Raw genomic sequence first — 17,934 nt, 5'->3', positions numbered from 1 at the left:
CAACGGGTTTTGTATGACGGTCACCACTGACACCCAACTGCTCACACGCCTGCTGGCCGGCGAGCAACAGGCCTACAGGGAACTGGTCAGCACCTACCAGGGCGCTATGCGCGCGGTAGCCTATGCCATCGTCGGTAGCCGCCATGCCGACGAAGTGGTGCAGGACGCTTGGCTGTCGGTGGTGCGCAACCTCAATGGCTTCCAGGGACGTTCCAGCCTCAAGACGTGGTTGTTGACCATCACGGCCAACGCTGCCAAAGGGCGTTACAAACAAAACCGTCGGGAAGTGCCGCTCAATGATCTTCCGTCACCCCACGGTACCCTGGGCGATGATCGTTTCGCCGCCGACGGCCACTGGCTCCAGGCGCCGTTCGCCTGGCACCAGGACACGCCGGAAGCACTGTTGACGATGGACGAACTCCGCGATTGCCTTGAACATACTTTGCTCAGCCTCTCGGAACTGCAAGGCAGCGTGCTGACGCTGCGTGAACGCCAGGGCTTGGAGCCGGAAGAGATTTGTAATCTACTCGACATCTCGCTCTCCAACGTACGCGTGCTGCTGCATCGCGCCCGACTGAAGGTCTTCGCGACCGTGGAACATTTCGAGGAGACCGGCGAATGCTGACCTGCAAGGAACAAGTCGCGCGCTCCAGCGATTATCTCGACGGCCAACTGAGTTTCCGTGAGCGCCTGATGGTGCGCCACCACCTGATGTTCTGCCCCAACTGCCGGCGGTTTATCCGCCAGATGCGCCTGATGCAGGCGACCCTCAAAAAGCTGCCTGAAGCCCCGATTCCCAACCTGGATCACCTTGCCGAAAAACTCGCGGCTGAACGTAAGCGTCACCACTCATAGTTCCTGTAACCACCCCGACTGCTCTAACTTGCCCCTTGCAGCTCACCCCTTGCCGCTGCTTCTCAGTTATTTCCATTCGAAGTAAAAAGTTCCACTGTCATAAAATCTTTATCTGATGGCAACTTGCCTGACATCACCCATCGCCAAGATCCCCTCCCAACACCAGCGGGCCCAGTTCCGCGTGTTTTCTAACGCATAGACTACCAACAGGGGAATTCTTCGATGATCCGTAAGCACTTCGCAGGTGTTGCCGCCAGCGCACTGGCAATGGCAGTAACCGCCCAGGCTTTCGCCGGCACCGTCACCACCGACGGCGCCGATATCGTGGTCAAAACCAAGGGCGGCCTTGAGGTCGCTACCACCGACAAAGAGTTCAGCTTCAAGCTCGGCGGTCGTGTGCAGGCTGACTACAGCCAGTTCGACGGTCTCTACACCAAGAACGGTGACACCGCCGACGCCGCGTACATCCGTCGCGCCTTCCTGGAACTGTCCGGCGTGCTGTACACGGATTGGGCCTACACCATCAACTACGACATGTCCCACAACAGTGGCAGTTCCGATGACGGCTACTTCGACGAGGCGTCCCTGGCCTACAACGGCTTCAAACCGGTCTCGATCAAAGTCGGCCGTTTCGACCCCGACTTCGGCCTGGAAAAAGCCACCAGTTCCAAGTGGGTCACCGCACCCGAGCGTAACGCGGCCTACGATTTGATCGACTGGGCCAACAGCCATCAGAACGGCATGGGCTTGCAGGCGTCCAGCACCTTCGCCGATTCGTTCTACGCGTCGGCCGGCGTGTTCAGCAAAGACAACAACGACACCGACGGCAACAGCGTCAAGCAGGTCAATGGTCGCTTCGTTTTCGCGCCGATGCATGACGCCGGCAATGTCCTGCACTTCGGTCTGAACGTAGCTTCGCGTGATGTTTCCGACACCGTGTTCGACGCCCGTTATCGCTCCCGCCTGGGCATGCGCGGTGTTGAAACCCTCGGCGGCAACGACGCCGGGACTAACGGCAACCGTCCGGTACTGGGCGGCGCCAACAACTCGCCGGCCGGTTCCTACGACCGCGACACCGCGTTCGGCCTGGAAGCCGCTTTCGCCATGGGCCCGGCGTCGATCCAGGGTGAGTACATCACTCGCAAGACCAAGGCGGATGCCGACGGCTTTGAAGACATCAAGGGCCACGGCTTCTATGTCCAGGGTGCCTACACCCTCACCGGTGAATCCCGCGGCTATAAAGTCGGCAAGTTCGACGCGATCAAGCCCCAGAACAAGTCCATCGGTGCCTGGGAAGTGTTTTATCGCTTCGACAGCATGACCGTCGAAGACGACAACATCACCACCGCCAGCGCCACCCGCGACGTGGGCGATGCCGAAGCCAAGGTGCACAACCTGGGTGTGAACTGGTACGCCAACGAAGCGGTGAAAATCTCCGCCGCCTACATCAAGGCCAAGACCGACAAAGTCACCAACGCCAATGGCGACGACGACGGCGACGGTTTTGTCATGCGCGCTCAGTACGTGTTCTAACCCGTGCTGATTTGATACAGCGTTCTTGCTTCATCCGTTAAAGCTCCTTTGAACCCCGCCTTTGGTGGGGTTTTTTTACTCCGTATTTGCCTGAAGTGCTGTATGGGCAACCACCTGTCAACCCTGACAGTTTCGCCGTATCCGGAAAGCGTGCTTACTTCCTCAGGCCACCATAGCTCACCTGGAGAGTCGATCATGGCGGATTCAGATCTTGGGTCCAATCACCCCATTACCAACTTCGGTGTCTCGCCCGATGAGCCGACCACCCGCTTTCACTACGACGCACTCGATAGCTTGATCGGGCGCACTACGTCCGAGGGCAAAGAGCATCGGTTCTACCGAAACGATGAGCTGGCGAGTGAGGTCAGCGGGACTGTCAGCACAACCTTCGTGCGTGCAGAGGGCGTGGTGCTCGCCGAGTGCCAAACCGGTGGTGATGCCAGTCCCATATTGCTGATGGGCGATGATAAGAACAGCGTGATGGGTGAAGTTACTCGGCGGGGACTCACGAGTATTGCGTATTCACCCTATGGCCATCGGGTTGAAGGCAGCTCGGCGAACAGTCATTTGGGTTACAACGGCGAGCGGCGCGAAACGCAAAGCGGTTGGTATTTTCTAGGCAATGGCTACCGGGTCTTCAACCCGCGATTGATGAGGTTTCACAGTCCGGACAACTTGAGTCCGTTTGGTAAAGGGGGCTTGAATGCTTACATGTATTGCGAAGGGGATCCGATTAATAATGTGGATCCGACGGGGCATGTTTCTTTTGGGGGTCTTATAAGGTTTTTCACTAATACCACGGCGTCCGCTAAATACCGTCCCGGATCTACAAGTATTCCTGAGAGTTTTCTAAGAACTAATCCAGATAAAGCAGGGTTAGGCATTGCAAGTCCAGCGTCCATAAAAAAAATTAGACCTAAAGATGTAGCGGTTCTCAAGAAGAGAATGGGATTCTATGAAGATGTCGCCGATTCTCGGAGAGCGGATTATTTAACTTATGAGTTCTATAGTCATCCTGGGCTGCTGGATGAAAAACTTGCTGCGATGGCTGAGTATCAACGCAGTGTCAAGGTGTTGGAGGCTGCCAAGGTGGAGTATCAGTTTGCCAGAGATCACATATATAAATCCGGAGTGACCAGGCATAGTCTGAGGGATTTTAGAATCATTGCAGGGACTGACAAAAAAATGATCGCATTAGCAAAGGGGGCGGAACAGGAAAAATACTTTAAGAATTTAAATCTCGGAGCGGCGGAAATGAAGAATATTCGCAAATAAGGAAAGGGGCGACCTCTAATAACTGATTTTCTCGAGCAGCAAGGTATCGAGTAGTACCGCCAATATCCTATTTTGGATCATTCATCACCCAAGCCCGTAAAAAAGTACCCTGCATCTCGTTCCTACCGTCCGGATCGGCGATACTCGCTCCATCCATTGTCTGGATATCGAGGAACTGCATGCCGCTTCACGTACTGGACACCCTATCCACCATCGCGCCGCAAGAATGGGACGCCCTGGTACCCGCCAATCAACCGTTCCTGCGCCACGCCTTCCTCAGTACCTTGGAAGACAGTACCAGCCTCGGCCCGCAATCCGGTTGGCAGGCCGAGCATTTGCTGTACATCGAAGACGGTCGTCTGTTGGCGGCACTGCCCAGTTATCGCAAGTGGCATTCCTACGGTGAATACGTGTTCGACCACGCCTGGGCCGATGCCTGCGCCCGGGCCGGGATCGAGTATTACCCCAAGTTGCTGACGGCGGTGCCGTTCAGTCCGGTCAGCGGCCCGCGATTGCTGGCGGCCCGTGTCGAGGATGGCCTGGAACTGCTGGGCAGCCTGCCGGGTTATCTGGAGATCGAAGGGCTTTCCAGCGCCCATATCAACTTCACCGATGCCTTCACCGATGCGGCGCTGGCCGGACAGGAAGGCTGGTTACAGCGGATTGGCTGCCAGTATCACTGGCAAAATCGTGGTTACCGGGACTTCCAGGACTTTCTCGACGCGCTCAGTTCTCGCAAGCGCAAGCAGATGCGCAAGGAACGTGAACAAGTGGCGGGGCAGGGCATCGAGTTCGAGTGGTTCGAAGGCCATCAACTGGACGAGGCCCAGTGGGATTTTGTCTACGCCTGTTACGCCAACACCTACGCGGTGCGACAGCAGGCGCCGTACCTGACCCGGGCGTTCTTCAGCCTGCTGGCCGAGCGCATGCCCGAGGCCATACGAGTGGTGCTGGCCAAGCAAGGTTCACGGCCGGTGGCGATGGCGTTCAGCCTGGTGGGCGGGGACAGTTTCTACGGGCGTTATTGGGGCTGCCTGGCGGAGTTTGACCGTCTGCATTTCGAAACCTGTTTTTACCAAGGCATGGACTACGCCATCGCCCAGGGTTTGCAGCGCTTCGATGCCGGTGCCCAAGGCGAACACAAGCTGATTCGCGGGTTCGAGCCGGTGATTACCCGCTCGTGGCACTACTTGCGGCATCCGGGGTTGAAGGCGGCGGTGGCGGACTTCCTCGTGCGCGAGCAAGAGGGCGTGCTGGCCTATGCCGAAGAGGCGAAAGCAGCACTGCCCTATCGACAGTGCTGATCTTCGCGGGTGTGAGTCAGCTTTCTTCGTTGGCCAACCAGCGGTACGAGACACCGCCGATGACAGCACCCAACAGCGGTGCCAGCCAAAACAGCCACAATTGCTCGATGGCCCAGCCGCCGACGAGCAACGCCGGACCGGTACTGCGGGCCGGGTTGACGGAGGTGTTGGTGACCGGAATCGAGATCAGGTGAATGAGCGTCAGGGCCAGGCCGATGGCAATCGGTGCCAGCCCGGCCGGTGCGCGTTTATCGGTGGCGCCGAGGATGATCAGGATGAACATCGCCGTCATGACCAGCTCGGTCACAAAACCGGCCGCCATTGAATAGCCACCGGGCGAATGCTCGCCGTAGCCGTTCGAGGCCAGGCCGGACGCGGCCAGGTCAAAGCCTTCCTTGCCGCTGGCGATGACGTAGATCAGCGCGGCGGCCAACACCCCGCCGATGACCTGGGCGATGATGTAGGCAGGCAATTCCTTGGCCGGAAACCGCCCGCCCACGTACAAGCCCACCGACACGGCCGGGTTCAGGTGGCAGCCGGAGATATGCCCAATGGCGAACGCCATGGTCAGCACCGTCAGGCCGAACGCCAGGGCCACCCCCAGCACGCCAATCCCGGAAGCGGCCAATACCGCGCTGCCGCAGCCGCCCAACACCAGCCAGAACGTACCCAACAACTCAGTCGTTGAACGTTTGAATAAAGACATAAGCATCCTTGAAAAACAGTCGTGATAATCGGTTATGCATCCAGCAGATTACGACAGGTTCATCTCCAGAACCTGAGCTGAGTACAGCAGAGTGTGGCGACAAATCCAGCGGCATAAAAAAACCGCCAGCGTCATGGACGGTGGCGGTTTTGGCCGTGGTCGGCGGGGAGTATGCCGTGGCTGTGTGGGCAGGATGATTGCTGGACAGAATTTTTCAGAAAGGCCTTGGTTGTTGGGTTGACCTTGTCGATTCGCACAAGACTATGTGGCGAGGGAGCTTGCTCCCGCTGGGGTGCGAAGCGCCCCTGAAAATCGAGCGTCACCCCATAGAGCCGGGTGGAGCTCAACCTTGTTGGGGCTGCTGCGCAGCCCAGCGGGAGCAAGCTCCCTCGCCACAGGGGGCAACTGTGTCAGGTAGGCATCAGTCTATCCCTACGAACCCGCCGGTCTGGTGCTGCCACAACCGGGCGTATAACCCGCCATGGGCCAGCAGCTCGGCGTGGCTGCCGGTTTCGGCGATGCGGCCGTTTTCCAACACCACCAGGCGGTCCATCCGAGCGATGGTGGAGAGGCGGTGGGCGATGGCGATCACCGTCTTGCCTTGCATCAGGGTCTCGAGGCTTTCCTGAATCGCCGCCTCGACTTCCGAATCCAGCGCTGAGGTCGCTTCGTCCATGATCAGGATTGGCGCGTCCTTGAGCAGCACCCGGGCGATGGCGATGCGCTGGCGCTGGCCGCCGGAGAGTTTCACGCCGCGCTCGCCGACATGGGCGTCAAAACCGGTGCGGCCTTCAGAGTCCGACAGCAGTGGGATGAACTCATCGGCACGGGCCTTGTGGACCGCTTCCCAGAGTTGCGCGTCAGTGGCGTCGGGCTTGCCATAAAGCAAATTGTCGCGAATCGAGCGATGCAGCAGCGACGTGTCCTGGGTGATCATGCCGATGCGCTCGCGCAGGCTTTCCTGGCCGACTTCGGCGATGTCCTGGCCGTCGATGAGAATGCGCCCGCCCTGCACGTCATAGAGGCGCAGCAGCAAGTTCACCAACGTGGACTTACCCGCGCCGGACGGGCCGATCAGGCCAATTTTTTCGCCCGGCTTGATAGTCAGGTTGAGATCGCCGATCACCCCGCTTTTCTTGCCATAGTGGAAATCCACGTGCTCGAAACGCACCTCGCCACGGGCCACCGTCAGGGGCTTGGCCTGATCGCGGTCGGTGACGCTGACCGGTTGGGCGATGGTCTGCAGGCCGTCCTGGACCATGCCGATGTTTTCGAAAATGCCGTTGACCACCCACATGATCCAGCCGGACATGTTGACGATGCGAATCACCAGCCCGGTCGCCAGGGCAATGGCGCCCACGCTGATCAACGACTGGGTCCACAGCCACAGGGCCAGCCCGGTGGTGCCGACGATCAGCATCCCGTTCATGCTGGTGATGACCACGTCCATGCTGGTCACCACACGGCCTGCCAGTTGGGCTTTTTCGGTCTGTTCCTGGATCGCTTCGCGGGCGTATTGCTGCTCGAAGTTGGTATGGGCGAACAGCTTCAGGGTGGTGATGTTGGTGTAGCCGTCGACGATCCGGCCCATGAGCTTGGAGCGGGCGTCGGACGATATCACCGAGCGCTCCTTGACCCTCGGCACGAAGTAACACAGCGCGCCGATATAGGCGGCGATCCACATCAGCAGCGGAATCATCAGGCGCCAGTCGGCTTCAGCGAACAGCACCAGCGAGCTGACCGCATAGATCAGCACATGCCACAAGGCGTCCACGGCCTGTACGGCTGAATCACGCAGCGAGTTGCCGGTCTGCATGATGCGCTGGGCGATGCGCCCGGCGAAGTCGTTCTGGAAAAAGTTAAGGCTCTGCTTGAGCACATAACTGTGGTTCTGCCAGCGGATGAGGCTGGTCATGCCGGGGCTCAGGGTCTGGTGCACCAGCAGGTCGTGCAGGGCCACGAAGATTGGCCGCAAGACCAGCGCCACCACCGCCATCCAGGCCAGTTCCAGGCCATGGTCCTTGAAGAAGTTGACGTTGGGCGCACCCAGGGTCAGGTCGATGATGCGGCTCAGGTAGCTGAACAGCGCGACCTCGATCAGCGCGCCAATCAGGCCCACCACCAGCAGCACGGCGAAGCTGGGCCAGACCTGTTTCAGGTAATAGGTGTAGAAGGGGAGGACCCGGTTCGGCGGGGCCGAGGTTGGGGCGTCGCGGAAGATATCGATCAGTGTTTCGAAGCGGCGATAAACCATCTGTAAATGCCCTGGCAGGGGCTCTCCTTTTTGCTATGAGCGGCACGGGATTGCCGTCGCCGCTCAGGCTTGCCGTGTGCCGCCTCAGTCGATGCGCTTGGCCGACTTGATGAGCACAGGGTCGATCGGCACGTTTTGCATGCCTTGTTTGGTAGTGGTCTGGGAATTGACGATGATGTCCACCACGTCCATGCCCTTGACCACTTTGGCGAACACCGCGTAACCGGCGTCACGGCCCGGGTCGAGGAACGCATTGTCGGCCACGTTGATGAAGAACTGGCTGGTGGCCGAGTCCGGGTTGGACGTGCGGGCCATCGACAAGGTGCCGCGAACGTTGTGCAGGCCGTTACTGGCTTCGTTCTTGATCGGCGGCTTGGTTTCCTTTTGTTGCATCTGTGTGGTGAAGCCGCCGCCCTGGGCCATGAAGCCTGGGATCACGCGATGGAAGATCGTGTTGTTGTAGAACCCGCTGTCCACGTACTCAAGGAAATTCTTGGTGCTGATGGGGGCCTTGACCGGGTCCAGTTCGATTTCGATCTGGCCGTTGGTGGTGTCCAGCAATACGTGTGGCGCTGGCGCGGCCATCAGGTTGGCGGCAAACAGTACGGTGCCGGCGGCGAGGGCAATTTTTTTCAGCATGGGGTCAGTGGTCCTGAGTGGTGGAGTCGACTGCGGTCAGAAATTCGAGCAGGGTTTGGTTGAAACGTTCGGGTTGATCCAGCGGGGTAGCGTGCCGGGAATCGGCGATCACCACCAGCCGAGCATCGGGCAGCAGCTTTACATAGGCTTCTTTCAGCGCCACCGGGGTGTAGTCGTGGTCGGCGCAAATGACCAGGGTTGGACAGGCCACTTGCGACAGCCGTTCCTGCACGCCCCATCCGACGATGGCATCGAAGCTGGCGAGATAAGCACGTTTGTCGTTTTTTGCCCAGCGCCGAGCCATTTCCAGGCGTAACTCGGTTTGCTCGGGCTTGGGAAATAATTTCGCGCCCAGGGCCTTGCCGATGGTCTCCAGGCTGAGGATACGCATCAGGCTCCAGCGCTTGAACCATTGCCAACAGTCATCGGGCGTGCGGACTTTGATTTCGGGCGCGCTGTTGACAATGCACAGGCTCTTGATGAGGCCGGGTTGGTCCACCGCCAGTTGAAAGCAGATCATGCCACCCATGGACCAGCCCACCAGATGCACGGGGCCGAGGTCCAGATGTTCGATCAGGGCGATCAAGTCGGCGCTGAACCCTTCGATGCTGTAGCGCTCGTGCGGTTTGTCGGAACGCCCATGACCGCGCACGTCCACCACGATCAGGTGATAACGGGCAGAAAATACCGGGATCTGGCTTTCCCAGTCGCGGGTACTGGAGCCCAGCCCGTGAACCAGCAGCAAGGGCGCGCCGTGGCCGTATTCCTCGTAGTGCAAATTGCAATCTTCGTGGGCGAAATAGGCCATCGGCGAAGTCCTTGTCAGGCTTGTTCAGGGGCGGCGAACGGAGCATCCAGCGGCGCGGTGTCGAAGGTGCGCAGCAGTTCGATGAGGATCTGCGTGGCCGGGCCCAGGGGCTTTTCCTTGTTCGAGAACAGATAGAAGGTGGAATTGCGGGTGCCTCCCTGTTCCAAGGGTAGACGCTTGAGCAAACCCTCTCTGAGTTCCCGTTCGATCATGTGCCGAGGCAGCCAGGCGAAGCCCAGGCCGCTGCCGACAAACGTCGCGGCGGTGGCCAGGCTGCCCACCGTCCAGCGCTGTTCGGCGCCGAGCCAGCCGACATCCCGTGGTTGCTGGCGACCGGAGTCGCGGATCACCACTTGCAACTGGCTTTCCAGGTCTTGGAAGTTCAGCTCGCGATTGAGACGGTGCAGGGCATGCTCGGGATGGGCCACCGCGACGAACTCGACATCGCTCAATTCCGCGCCCAGGAAACCGGGAATACTGAAGCCGCTGATGGCCAGGTCGGCCACGCCTTCGAGCAGCACTTCTTCGACACCGGACAACACCTCCTCACGCAGGCGCACCCGGCAGCCACGGCTTTGCGGCATGAACGCGGTCAAGGCGCGTACCAGGCGGGCGTTGGGGTAGGCGGCGTCGACCACCAGGCGCACCTCTGCTTCCCAGCCTTGTTCCATGTGGTGGGCAAGGTCCTCCAGCTGGCTGGCCTGTTTAACCAACTGCCGGGAGCGGCGCAGCAACACGCCACCGGCCTCGGTCAGCACAGCCTTGCGTCCGTCGATGCGCAGCAGCGGCACGCCGAGTTGATCCTGCATGCGGGCCACGGTGTAGCTCACCGATGACTGGGAACGATGCAGCACTTCGGCGGCCTGGGCGAAACCACCGTGGTCCACCACCGCCTGCAACGTTCGCCATTGATCAAGGGTCACGCGGGGCGCTTTCATATTGAGCTCCTCTTGTCCTAAGCTGGCGGTCCCTTGTGGAGACTGCCGAATGAAGAAAATCTGTTGTGCGCTGCTGGCCTTGCTGCCGCTGACTGCGTTTGCGTACCCGATCGATGTGGAGAAACACCTCAACGGCCTGAGCATCGACTACACCGCCTATGACACTGATGCCGACATCGGCTCCATCCAGGTCAACAACTACGGCAGCACCGACGCGGCCTGCACCGTGGTGTTTCGCAACGGCCCCGAAGCGCCTCGCACCCGCCGGATCGAAGTCGCCGCCGGCAAGTTCAAGAACGCCACGGCCAAGTTCAACCGCAATATCATCAAGCTGCGTATCCAGCTGACCTGCCAGCCGAAATAGGCCAGAGCAGGCAGCGACACTGCTTGCTTCGCTTATAAACGAAATTATCGATGCTTTACAGCAGTTATTTGCGCTTTTTCATCGATATGCTCGCGTTTAACCTTCACTCCATCGACTGACAACATTCTCAGATGGAGCCTACAAGCTATGTCCCGCGTTCTGATCATCGAAAGCAGTGCCCGCCAGCAAGACTCGGTTTCCCGCCAACTGACCCAGACCTTCATCAGCCAGTGGAAAGCCGCGCACCCGGCCGATGAAATCAGTGTTCGGGACCTGGCCATCAACCCTGTGCCGCACCTGGACGCCAATCTGCTGGGTGGCTGGATGAAGCCCGCCGAGCAGCGCAACGACATCGAAAACGCCTCGCTGGAGCGCTCCAACCAACTGACCGACGAATTGCTGGCCGCCGACGTGCTGGTGATGGCTGCACCGATGTACAACTTCGCCATCCCGAGCACTCTGAAAGCCTGGCTCGACCACGTGCTGCGTGCCGGGGTGACGTTCAAATATACCCCCACTGGTCCCCAGGGCCTCCTGGCCGGCAAGCGCGCCTTCGTGCTGACTGCTCGCGGTGGCATCCATGCCGGTGGCAGCACCGACCATCAGGAACCCTACCTGCGCCAAGTCATGGGCTTCATCGGCATCCACGACGTGACCTTCATCCATGCCGAAGGCATGAACCTGGGCGGCGACTTCCAGGAGAAGGGCCTGAATCAGGCCAACGCCAAGCTGTCCCAGGTCGCCTGATCCGTTAATCCTCGGGTAATCGCCAGGTGGTCTAGTGACCTGGCGCTTCCCTTCAAACCGTTCTGCGCATCGAACCTCCCTTCGCACTTGTTGCTCCTGAGTGCATCAGCCCGATTGAACGCTTTAGCGAGATCGGGCTTTTTTTTGCCTGGGATTCCATGGCTCGCCGCGCAACCCTTGTGGGAGCGGGCAAGCTCGCTCCCACAGTGTCCAGTGCTGGTCTGGCTATTGCGGTTAGCGACAACCACCAAAACCCGCTATCTTCGCCGCCATTCGAAACGAGGGGCGTATGGGCTATCTACTTTTTGTGACGCTGATCCAGGCGTTTTCCTTCAGCCTGATCGGCGAGTACCTGGCTGGGCATGTGGACAGCTACTTCGCCGTGCTGGTGCGGGTCTTACTGGCCGGGCTGGTGTTCATTCCGCTGACACGCTGGCGCCAGGTGGAGCCGGCGTTCATGCGCGGCATGCTGTTGATTGGTGCCTTGCAGTTTGGCGTGACCTACGTCTGCCTGTACCTGAGCTTCCGAGTGCTGACGGTGCCCGAGGTGTTGCTCTTTACCATCCTGACGCCCCTGCACGTGACCTTGATCGAAGATGCGCTGAACCGCCGCTTCAATCCCTGGGCGCTGATTGCGGCCCTGGTGGCTGTGGCCGGCGCGGCGGTGATTCGCTACGACCGGATCAATCCGGATTTCTTCATGGGTTTTTTGCTGCTGCAACTGGCCAATTTCACCTACGCGGCGGGGCAGGTGCTGTACAAGCATTTGGTGGCGCGCCATCCGAGCGACCTGCCGCACTACCGGCGTTTCGGCTATTTCTACTTGGGCGCGCTGGCCGTGGCGCTGCCGGCCTTCCTGCTGTTCGGCAAAACCAACTTCTGGCCTGAAGCGCCGTTGCAATGGGGCGTGCTGGTATTCCTTGGCCTGGTCTCCACTGCGTTGGGGTTGTATTGGTGGAACAAAGGCGCCTGCCTGGTCAATGGCGGGACGCTGGCGGTGATGAACAACCTGCACGTGCCCGTGGGGCTGCTGGTGAACCTGCTGATCTGGAACCAGCATGAGGCACTGGGGCGGCTGTTGCTGGGCGGGTCGGTGATCCTGGCGGCGGTGTGGATCAGTCGGTTGGGGATCCGCCAATCGCCAGCTACACGCTGATCCCTGTGGGAGCGGGCTTGCTCGCGAAGGCTTCGTTTCAGTCGATATATCCGTTGCCTGAAACTCCGCTTTCGCGAGCAAGCCCGCTCCCACAGGGTGATGTGTTTTAGGTTCAGACCACCTGCTTCTGCGGCTCTGAAATAGAACTCGCGCCCAGCATTGCCGGCAGCAACCCCGAGCGCAGATCCGTGCCGCTCGGCTGCTGATACAGGTTCAGCCCGAACTCCGGCATGACCGCCAGCAAGTAATCGAAAATATCCCCCTGGATGCGTTCGTAGTCGGTCCATGCAGTGGTGCGGGTGAAGCAATAGATTTCCAGCGGGATGCCTTGGGCGGTGGTCTGCAGTTGGCGGACCATGCAGGTCATGTTCGGCTGTACCTCCGGGTGGCTTTTCAAATAGGCCAGGGCATAGGCGCGGAAGGTGCCCAGGTTGGTCATGCGCCGACGGTTGGCCGACATTGCCGCGACGTTGCCCTGGGCTTCGTTCCAGGCCTTGAGTTCGGCTTGCTTGCGGCCGATGTAGTCGGTCAGCAGGCGAACCTGGGTCAGGCGCTGCTCTTCCTCGTCATGTAAAAAACGCACGCCGCTGGCGTCGATGAACAGGCTGCGCTTGATCCGTCGTCCGCCAGACTGCTGCATGCCGCGCCAGTTCTTGAACGACTCGGACATCAACCGCCAAGTGGGAATCGAGACGATGGTCTTGTCGAAATTCTGCACCTTGACCGTGTGCAGCGTGATGTCCACCACATCACCGTCGGCGCCGACCTGAGGCATCTCGATCCAGTCGCCGACCCGCAACATGTCGTTACTGGTCAGCTGCACACTGGCGACGAACGACAAGAGGGTGTCCTTGTAGACCAACAGGATCACCGCCGACATCGCACCCAGGCCCGACAGCAGCAACAGCGGCGAACGGTCGATCAGCGTGGCGACGATGATGATCGCGCCAAACACATACAGCACCATCTTCGTCAGTTGCACGTAGCCTTTGATCGAGCGCGTGCGGGCATGCTCGGTACGGGCGTAGACATCCAGCAGGGCGCTGAGCAAGGCGCTGAAGGCCAGCACCATGAACAGAACGGTGAAGGCTGTGGCGATATTGCCGAGAAAAATCAGACTCGTCTTGCTGAGCTCCGGCACCAGGTGCAGGCCAAACTGGATGATCAGCGACGGCGTAGTCTGCGCCAGGCGATGGAAGACTTTGTTCTGGCGCAGGTCGTTGACCCAATGCAATGCCGGTTGACGGCCAAGCAATTTGGCCGCGTGCAGGATCAGGTAGCGCGCCACGCGTCCGAGCACCAAGGCAATGACCAGCAGCAACATCAGGGCGAGGCTGGAATGCAGGAGCGGGTGCTGGTCAAGGGCACCCCAGAGGTCTTGGATGTTGACCCAGAGTTGTTTGATGTCCATGGACGAAACGGTTCTTCTATAGAGACGCGACAGGGCGATTAGAGCATTTAAGCCCGCAGAAGTGACTGTTGATGAAGAATCGCCCTATAAAAATCCATTGATTTACTGCCGTTTGTATAAAGAAACTCGGCCTTCGCGCTCGAAACCGTTACCCTATGCAGCTGTTTTTTTGCATTTCTTCGAGGTAGCACCCGTGTTTTCCCAATTCGCCCTGCACGAACGCCTGCTCAAAGCCGTGGCCGAGCTTAAATTTGTCGAGCCAACGCCGGTGCAGGCAGCGGCTATTCCGCTCGCGCTCCAGGGGCGTGACCTGCGGGTGACGGCGCAAACCGGCAGTGGCAAGACCGCCGCGTTCGTGCTGCCGATCCTCAACCGCCTGATCGGCCCGGCCAAGGTCCGCGTCAGCATCAAGACGCTGATCCTGCTGCCGACCCGTGAACTGGCCCAGCAGACCTTGAAGGAAGTGGAGCGCTTCTCGCAATTCACCTTCATCAAGTCCGGCCTGATCACCGGCGGCGAAGATTTCAAGGTCCAGGCCGCCATGCTGCGCAAGGTGCCGGACATTCTGATCGGCACGCCGGGGCGGATGATCGAGCAATTGAACGCCGGCAACCTCGACCTCAAGGAAGTCGAAGTGCTGGTGCTGGACGAAGCCGACCGCATGCTGGACATGGGCTTCTCCGAAGACGTACAGCGCCTGGTGGACGAATGCACCAACCGCCAGCAGACCATGCTGTTCTCCGCCACGACCGGTGGTTCGGGCCTGCGCGAGATGATCGCCAAGGTGCTGAACAACCCCGAGCACTTGCAGCTCAACGCGGTGAGCCAGCTCAACTCCACCACTCGCCAGCAGATCATCACCGCTGACCACAACCAGCACAAAGAGCAGATCGTGAACTGGTTGCTGGCCAACGAGACCTACGAAAAAGCCATCGTGTTCACCAACACCCGGGCCATGGCCGACCGCATCTACGGTCGCCTGGTGGCCCAGGATTACAAGGCGTTCGTGCTGCACGGTGAAAAGGACCAGAAAGACCGTAAGTTGGCCATCGACCGCCTCAAGCAAGGCGGCGTGAAAATCCTCGTCGCCACCGACGTCGCCGCCCGTGGCCTGGACGTGGACGGCCTGGACATGGTCATCAACTTCGACATGCCCCGCAGCGGCGACGAGTACGTGCATCGCATTGGTCGTACCGGCCGTGCCGGCAACGATGGCCTGGCGATCTCGCTGATCTGCCACGGTGACTGGAACCTGATGTCGAGTATCGAGCGCTACCTCAAGCAGAGCTTCGAGCGCCGCACCATCAAGGAAGTCAAAGGCACCTACGGCGGACCTAAAAAGGTCAAGGCCTCGGGCAAGGCTGTCGGTGTGAAGAAGAAAAAAGTCGACGCCAAGGGCGACAAGAAAAAAGCCGGCGCCAAGGGCCCGACCAAGCGCAAGACCGCCAACCGCCCGAAGAGCGACACCCCATCGCTGGTGAGCAAGGACGGTTTGGCCCCGCTCAAGCGCCGCAAGCCAGAAGCGCCAGCCGCTGAATGAAGCGGCAGTAATGCTCCATAAAAAAACCGGACCTTGGGTCCGGTTTTTTTATGGCTAATTAAACCTTGTGGTGAGAGAGCAAGCTCGCTTACCACAAAAGCTGGCGGTGTTAGGTCTGGGGAGTCACTCCGCCTTCTTCTGCGCTTCTTCCAGCTCATGCATGCGCCTATCGATCAACTGGCATTTATCCGGCACGTCCTTGCTGGAGGTTTCCAGATCCATGGCCTGCAACTGGTCATTCATCTCCTTGGCCTTGGATGGGTCCTGTTCGGTGAGCTTGGCGATTTTATCCGCCAGTTGTTCACGCTTGATGGTCGCTTCCTCAGGCGTGCAGTTAGCCCAGGCGGGCAGGGCACAAGTGAGGGTGGCGGCGAGGGTGAGTTTCAACAGGGTTTTCATGAGAGGCCTCGTATTCCTTGTTGGGCAGGTAAGGGGTTGAGGCCGGGGTTGGCTGGAAAGTTCATTGACGGCGAGCTGTTGGCCTGTCTGTCCGTTTCGCAGGAGGTTTCTGGCTCTGCCTGGGATCTTTCACACATGTGTACCGGAGGCTTCTGATTTCAGATGAACGGTTTCAGCAATAGCCTTGAAGTTCAAACCATTTAGTTGACGCCAAAATGATGGCTCATTAACATCGCGCCACTATTTTGATGTCACTTTTGTTCGAGGGATCGACCATGTCCTCACCCGCCTTTTGGGCGAGGTTGTGCCTGGCTTTGCTATGCCTTTCTCCGCTGACCCTGGCTCACGCCGCCCCCACGCCTGGCGACACCGACCTGATCCGCGAGCGCCAGAATCGTTTGCTCGAAGAGCAGCGCCGTCGTCTCGAGGAACTCCAGGACCTGCCGGGCAAGGCCGCTGCGCCGATCGAGCCGACCGCTCCGGCGCAGACTCGCTGCTTCCCGATCAAGACCATCGAGCTCAAAGGCGCCGACAGCCTCTCCGCCAGCGAGCGCGAGGGACTGCTCAAACCCTACATCGGTCAATGCCTGGGCGTGCCGCAGCTCAACGAGTTGCTCAAAGTCATCACCGACCACTACATCGACAAAGGCCTGGTCACCAGCCGCGCCTATCTGCCACAGCAGGATTTGTCTTCTGGACATTTGAATGTACTGGTGGTGGAAGGACGGCTTGAAGGGCTCAAGGGGGCCGAGAACAGCAAACTCTCGGACCGCGAATTGGCGATGGTATTCCCTGGCAAGGCCGGCGACCTGGTCAACCTGCGGGAGATCGAGCAGATGGTGGACCAGCTCAATCGCCTGCCGTCGAACCAGGCGAAGATGGAGCTGACCCCTGGGCAGAGCGTCGGTGGCAGTGAAGTACGTGTGACCAACGAACCGAAGAAGCCTTGGCGCGCAGGCTTGTCGCGCAGCAACGACGGCCAGCGCAGCACGGGCGAGCAGCAGTGGGGCACCAGCTTCGAATGGGACAGTCCGCTGGGCTTGGCCGATCAGCTGATGTTGCGCGGCGGTCATGACGCGATGACCGACCACCAGCACACCTCCAACAACGCCATGCTCAATTACAACTTGCCCTTGGGTTGGTGGAACGTCAGCTACACCTACAGCCAGAGCGAGTATCGCTCGCAAATCCCGGCCAACGGTTTCAATTTCAAGCAGACCGGCGACAGCCAGAACCATCAGTTGCGGGTCGAGCGGGTGATTCATCGCGACGCCCTGAGCAAGACCTCCCTCAACACTGGCCTTGCGTACTTGCGCACCAACAACTTCATCGAAGACAGCAAGTTGGCGGTGAGCAGCAATCGCTTGAGCGAAGCCCAGTTCGGCATCAACCATGGCCGTCGGCTCGGCAATGCCTTCGTCAACCTGGACTTGGGTATGCAGCAAGGCATCGGCGCTTTTGATGCCCAGGACGACAACGATCCCGGCCCCGGCCAGGCCAACGCCCGCTATCGCAAATACACCGCCACCGCCAGTTACTTGCAGCCCTTCAAGCTGTGGGACGAATCCTTCAGCTTCAGCAGCCTGATGACCGGCCAGCGCAGTGAAGACGTGCTGTTCAGTCCGCAGCGCATGAGCCTGGGCGGCCAGTCGTCGATTCGCGGCTACAAGGACTAATCCCTCTCCGGTGACAGCGGCGGCTACTGGCGCAACGACCTGCGTTGGAGTCGCCCGGTAACCCTGGAATGGCTGCGCCCGGTGTTCGCCGAGTACGGCACCAGCCTCGGTTATGACCAGGGTGCGATTCGGGGTGACCGCTACAACGGTGACCAGCACGGGCGCATGTCGAGCAACGCGGTGGAGTTGTTCGCCCGTGGTGAGCACCTGAGTGCCAGCGTCACCTTCGCCCACTCCCTGGAGCGCCCGGATGCCCTGACCGAGCGCGAAGCGCCGATCTACTTCCGCGTGGATGCATTCCTCTAATTTCGCTGCGACGAGACTTGATC

At 59.7% G+C, this 17,934-nt stretch carries 16 protein-coding genes and 1 pseudogene; 10 read left to right on the top strand and 7 right to left on the bottom strand.

Annotated elements, in window-relative coordinates:
* Positions 1–13: 13 nt before the first annotated feature.
* The 5 genes from PFLQ2_RS08090 (at position 14) to PFLQ2_RS08105 (ending at position 4,967) form a co-directional block, all read left to right on the top strand.
* Complete coding sequence (locus PFLQ2_RS08090) at positions 14–625, top strand: RNA polymerase sigma factor (protein WP_003184206.1); 612 nt, start codon at positions 14–16, stop codon at positions 623–625.
* On the top strand, positions 619–855 hold the full coding sequence (locus tag PFLQ2_RS08095) for an anti-sigma factor family protein (RefSeq protein WP_003184203.1): 237 nt from the start codon (positions 619–621) through the stop codon (positions 853–855). The genes PFLQ2_RS08090 and PFLQ2_RS08095 overlap by 7 nt, the downstream gene beginning before the upstream one ends.
* A 222-nt stretch (positions 856–1,077) precedes the next feature.
* Positions 1,078–2,388 carry an OprO/OprP family phosphate-selective porin gene (locus PFLQ2_RS08100; RefSeq protein WP_003184201.1) on the top strand — a complete coding sequence of 437 codons (1,311 nt, stop codon included), beginning with the start codon at positions 1,078–1,080 and terminating at the stop codon, positions 2,386–2,388.
* A 195-nt stretch (positions 2,389–2,583) separates the two neighbouring features.
* A complete protein-coding gene (locus PFLQ2_RS28370; RefSeq protein ID WP_003184199.1) occupies positions 2,584–3,663 on the top strand; it encodes an RHS repeat-associated core domain-containing protein in 1,080 nt (359 codons plus the stop codon).
* Positions 3,664–3,842: 179 nt separating this feature from the next.
* Entirely contained in the window at positions 3,843–4,967 is a 1,125-nt protein-coding gene (locus PFLQ2_RS08105; protein ID WP_003184195.1) for a GNAT family N-acetyltransferase, read from the top strand.
* A gap of 16 nt (positions 4,968–4,983) precedes the next feature.
* Here the strand turns inward: PFLQ2_RS08105 and aqpZ are convergent, their stop codons facing one another.
* The 5 genes from aqpZ to PFLQ2_RS08130 form a co-directional block, all read right to left on the bottom strand.
* The gene (aqpZ, locus tag PFLQ2_RS08110) at positions 4,984–5,673 is read right to left on the bottom strand and encodes an aquaporin Z (protein WP_003184193.1); all 690 of its coding nucleotides are present in this window, start codon (positions 5,671–5,673) and stop codon (positions 4,984–4,986) included.
* Between the two features lie 421 nt (positions 5,674–6,094).
* Positions 6,095–7,927 carry an ABC transporter ATP-binding protein gene (locus tag PFLQ2_RS08115; RefSeq protein WP_003184192.1) on the bottom strand — a complete coding sequence of 611 codons (1,833 nt, stop codon included), beginning with the start codon at positions 7,925–7,927 and terminating at the stop codon, positions 6,095–6,097.
* 84 nt (positions 7,928–8,011) lie between these two features.
* Positions 8,012–8,566, bottom strand: a complete 555-nt coding sequence (locus PFLQ2_RS08120) for a peptidylprolyl isomerase A (protein ID WP_003184188.1) — start codon at positions 8,564–8,566, stop codon at positions 8,012–8,014.
* A 4-nt stretch (positions 8,567–8,570) separates the two neighbouring features.
* Positions 8,571–9,374 carry an alpha/beta fold hydrolase gene (locus tag PFLQ2_RS08125; RefSeq protein WP_003184186.1) on the bottom strand — a complete coding sequence of 268 codons (804 nt, stop codon included), beginning with the start codon at positions 9,372–9,374 and terminating at the stop codon, positions 8,571–8,573.
* A 14-nt stretch (positions 9,375–9,388) separates the two neighbouring features.
* Positions 9,389–10,312 carry a LysR family transcriptional regulator gene (locus PFLQ2_RS08130; protein WP_003184183.1) on the bottom strand — a complete coding sequence of 308 codons (924 nt, stop codon included), beginning with the start codon at positions 10,310–10,312 and terminating at the stop codon, positions 9,389–9,391.
* A gap of 49 nt (positions 10,313–10,361) precedes the next feature.
* On the opposite strand from PFLQ2_RS08130, the gene PFLQ2_RS08135 reads away from it, so the two are divergent.
* The 3 genes from PFLQ2_RS08135 to PFLQ2_RS08145 all read left to right on the top strand — a co-directional run bounded on the left by PFLQ2_RS08135 (position 10,362) and on the right by PFLQ2_RS08145 (position 12,579).
* On the top strand, positions 10,362–10,676 hold the full coding sequence (locus PFLQ2_RS08135) for a hypothetical protein (protein WP_003184181.1): 315 nt from the start codon (positions 10,362–10,364) through the stop codon (positions 10,674–10,676).
* Positions 10,677–10,823: 147 nt separating this feature from the next.
* Entirely contained in the window at positions 10,824–11,423 is a 600-nt protein-coding gene (locus tag PFLQ2_RS08140) for an FMN-dependent NADH-azoreductase (protein WP_003184179.1), read from the top strand.
* Between the two features lie 289 nt (positions 11,424–11,712).
* The gene (locus PFLQ2_RS08145; protein WP_003184178.1) at positions 11,713–12,579 is read left to right on the top strand and encodes a carboxylate/amino acid/amine transporter; all 867 of its coding nucleotides are present in this window, start codon (positions 11,713–11,715) and stop codon (positions 12,577–12,579) included.
* Between the two features lie 112 nt (positions 12,580–12,691).
* On the opposite strand, the gene PFLQ2_RS08150 is transcribed toward PFLQ2_RS08145, so the two are convergent.
* On the bottom strand, positions 12,692–13,990 hold the full coding sequence (locus PFLQ2_RS08150; RefSeq protein WP_003184176.1) for a mechanosensitive ion channel family protein: 1,299 nt from the start codon (positions 13,988–13,990) through the stop codon (positions 12,692–12,694).
* A 193-nt stretch (positions 13,991–14,183) separates the two neighbouring features.
* Here PFLQ2_RS08150 and PFLQ2_RS08155 point away from each other — a divergent pair, with 193 nt between their 5' ends.
* Positions 14,184–15,530: a DEAD/DEAH box helicase gene (locus PFLQ2_RS08155; protein WP_003184173.1), complete on the top strand. Its 1,347-nt coding sequence runs from the start codon at positions 14,184–14,186 to the stop codon at positions 15,528–15,530.
* 123 nt (positions 15,531–15,653) lie between these two features.
* Here the strand turns inward: PFLQ2_RS08155 and PFLQ2_RS08160 are convergent, their stop codons facing one another.
* Positions 15,654–15,929, bottom strand: a complete 276-nt coding sequence (locus PFLQ2_RS08160) for a hypothetical protein (protein ID WP_003184171.1) — start codon at positions 15,927–15,929, stop codon at positions 15,654–15,656.
* 275 nt (positions 15,930–16,204) lie between these two features.
* Here PFLQ2_RS08160 and PFLQ2_RS08165 point away from each other — a divergent pair.
* Positions 16,205–17,911, top strand: a pseudogene (locus PFLQ2_RS08165) (ShlB/FhaC/HecB family hemolysin secretion/activation protein).
* The last annotated feature ends 23 nt before the right edge of the window (positions 17,912–17,934 follow it).

The organism is Pseudomonas fluorescens Q2-87 (assembly GCF_000281895.1).
Lineage (GTDB): Bacteria > Pseudomonadota > Gammaproteobacteria > Pseudomonadales > Pseudomonadaceae > Aquipseudomonas > Aquipseudomonas fluorescens_S.
Note: the sequence above shows the minus strand (reverse complement) of the source record. Positions and strands in the feature narration are given on the sequence as shown.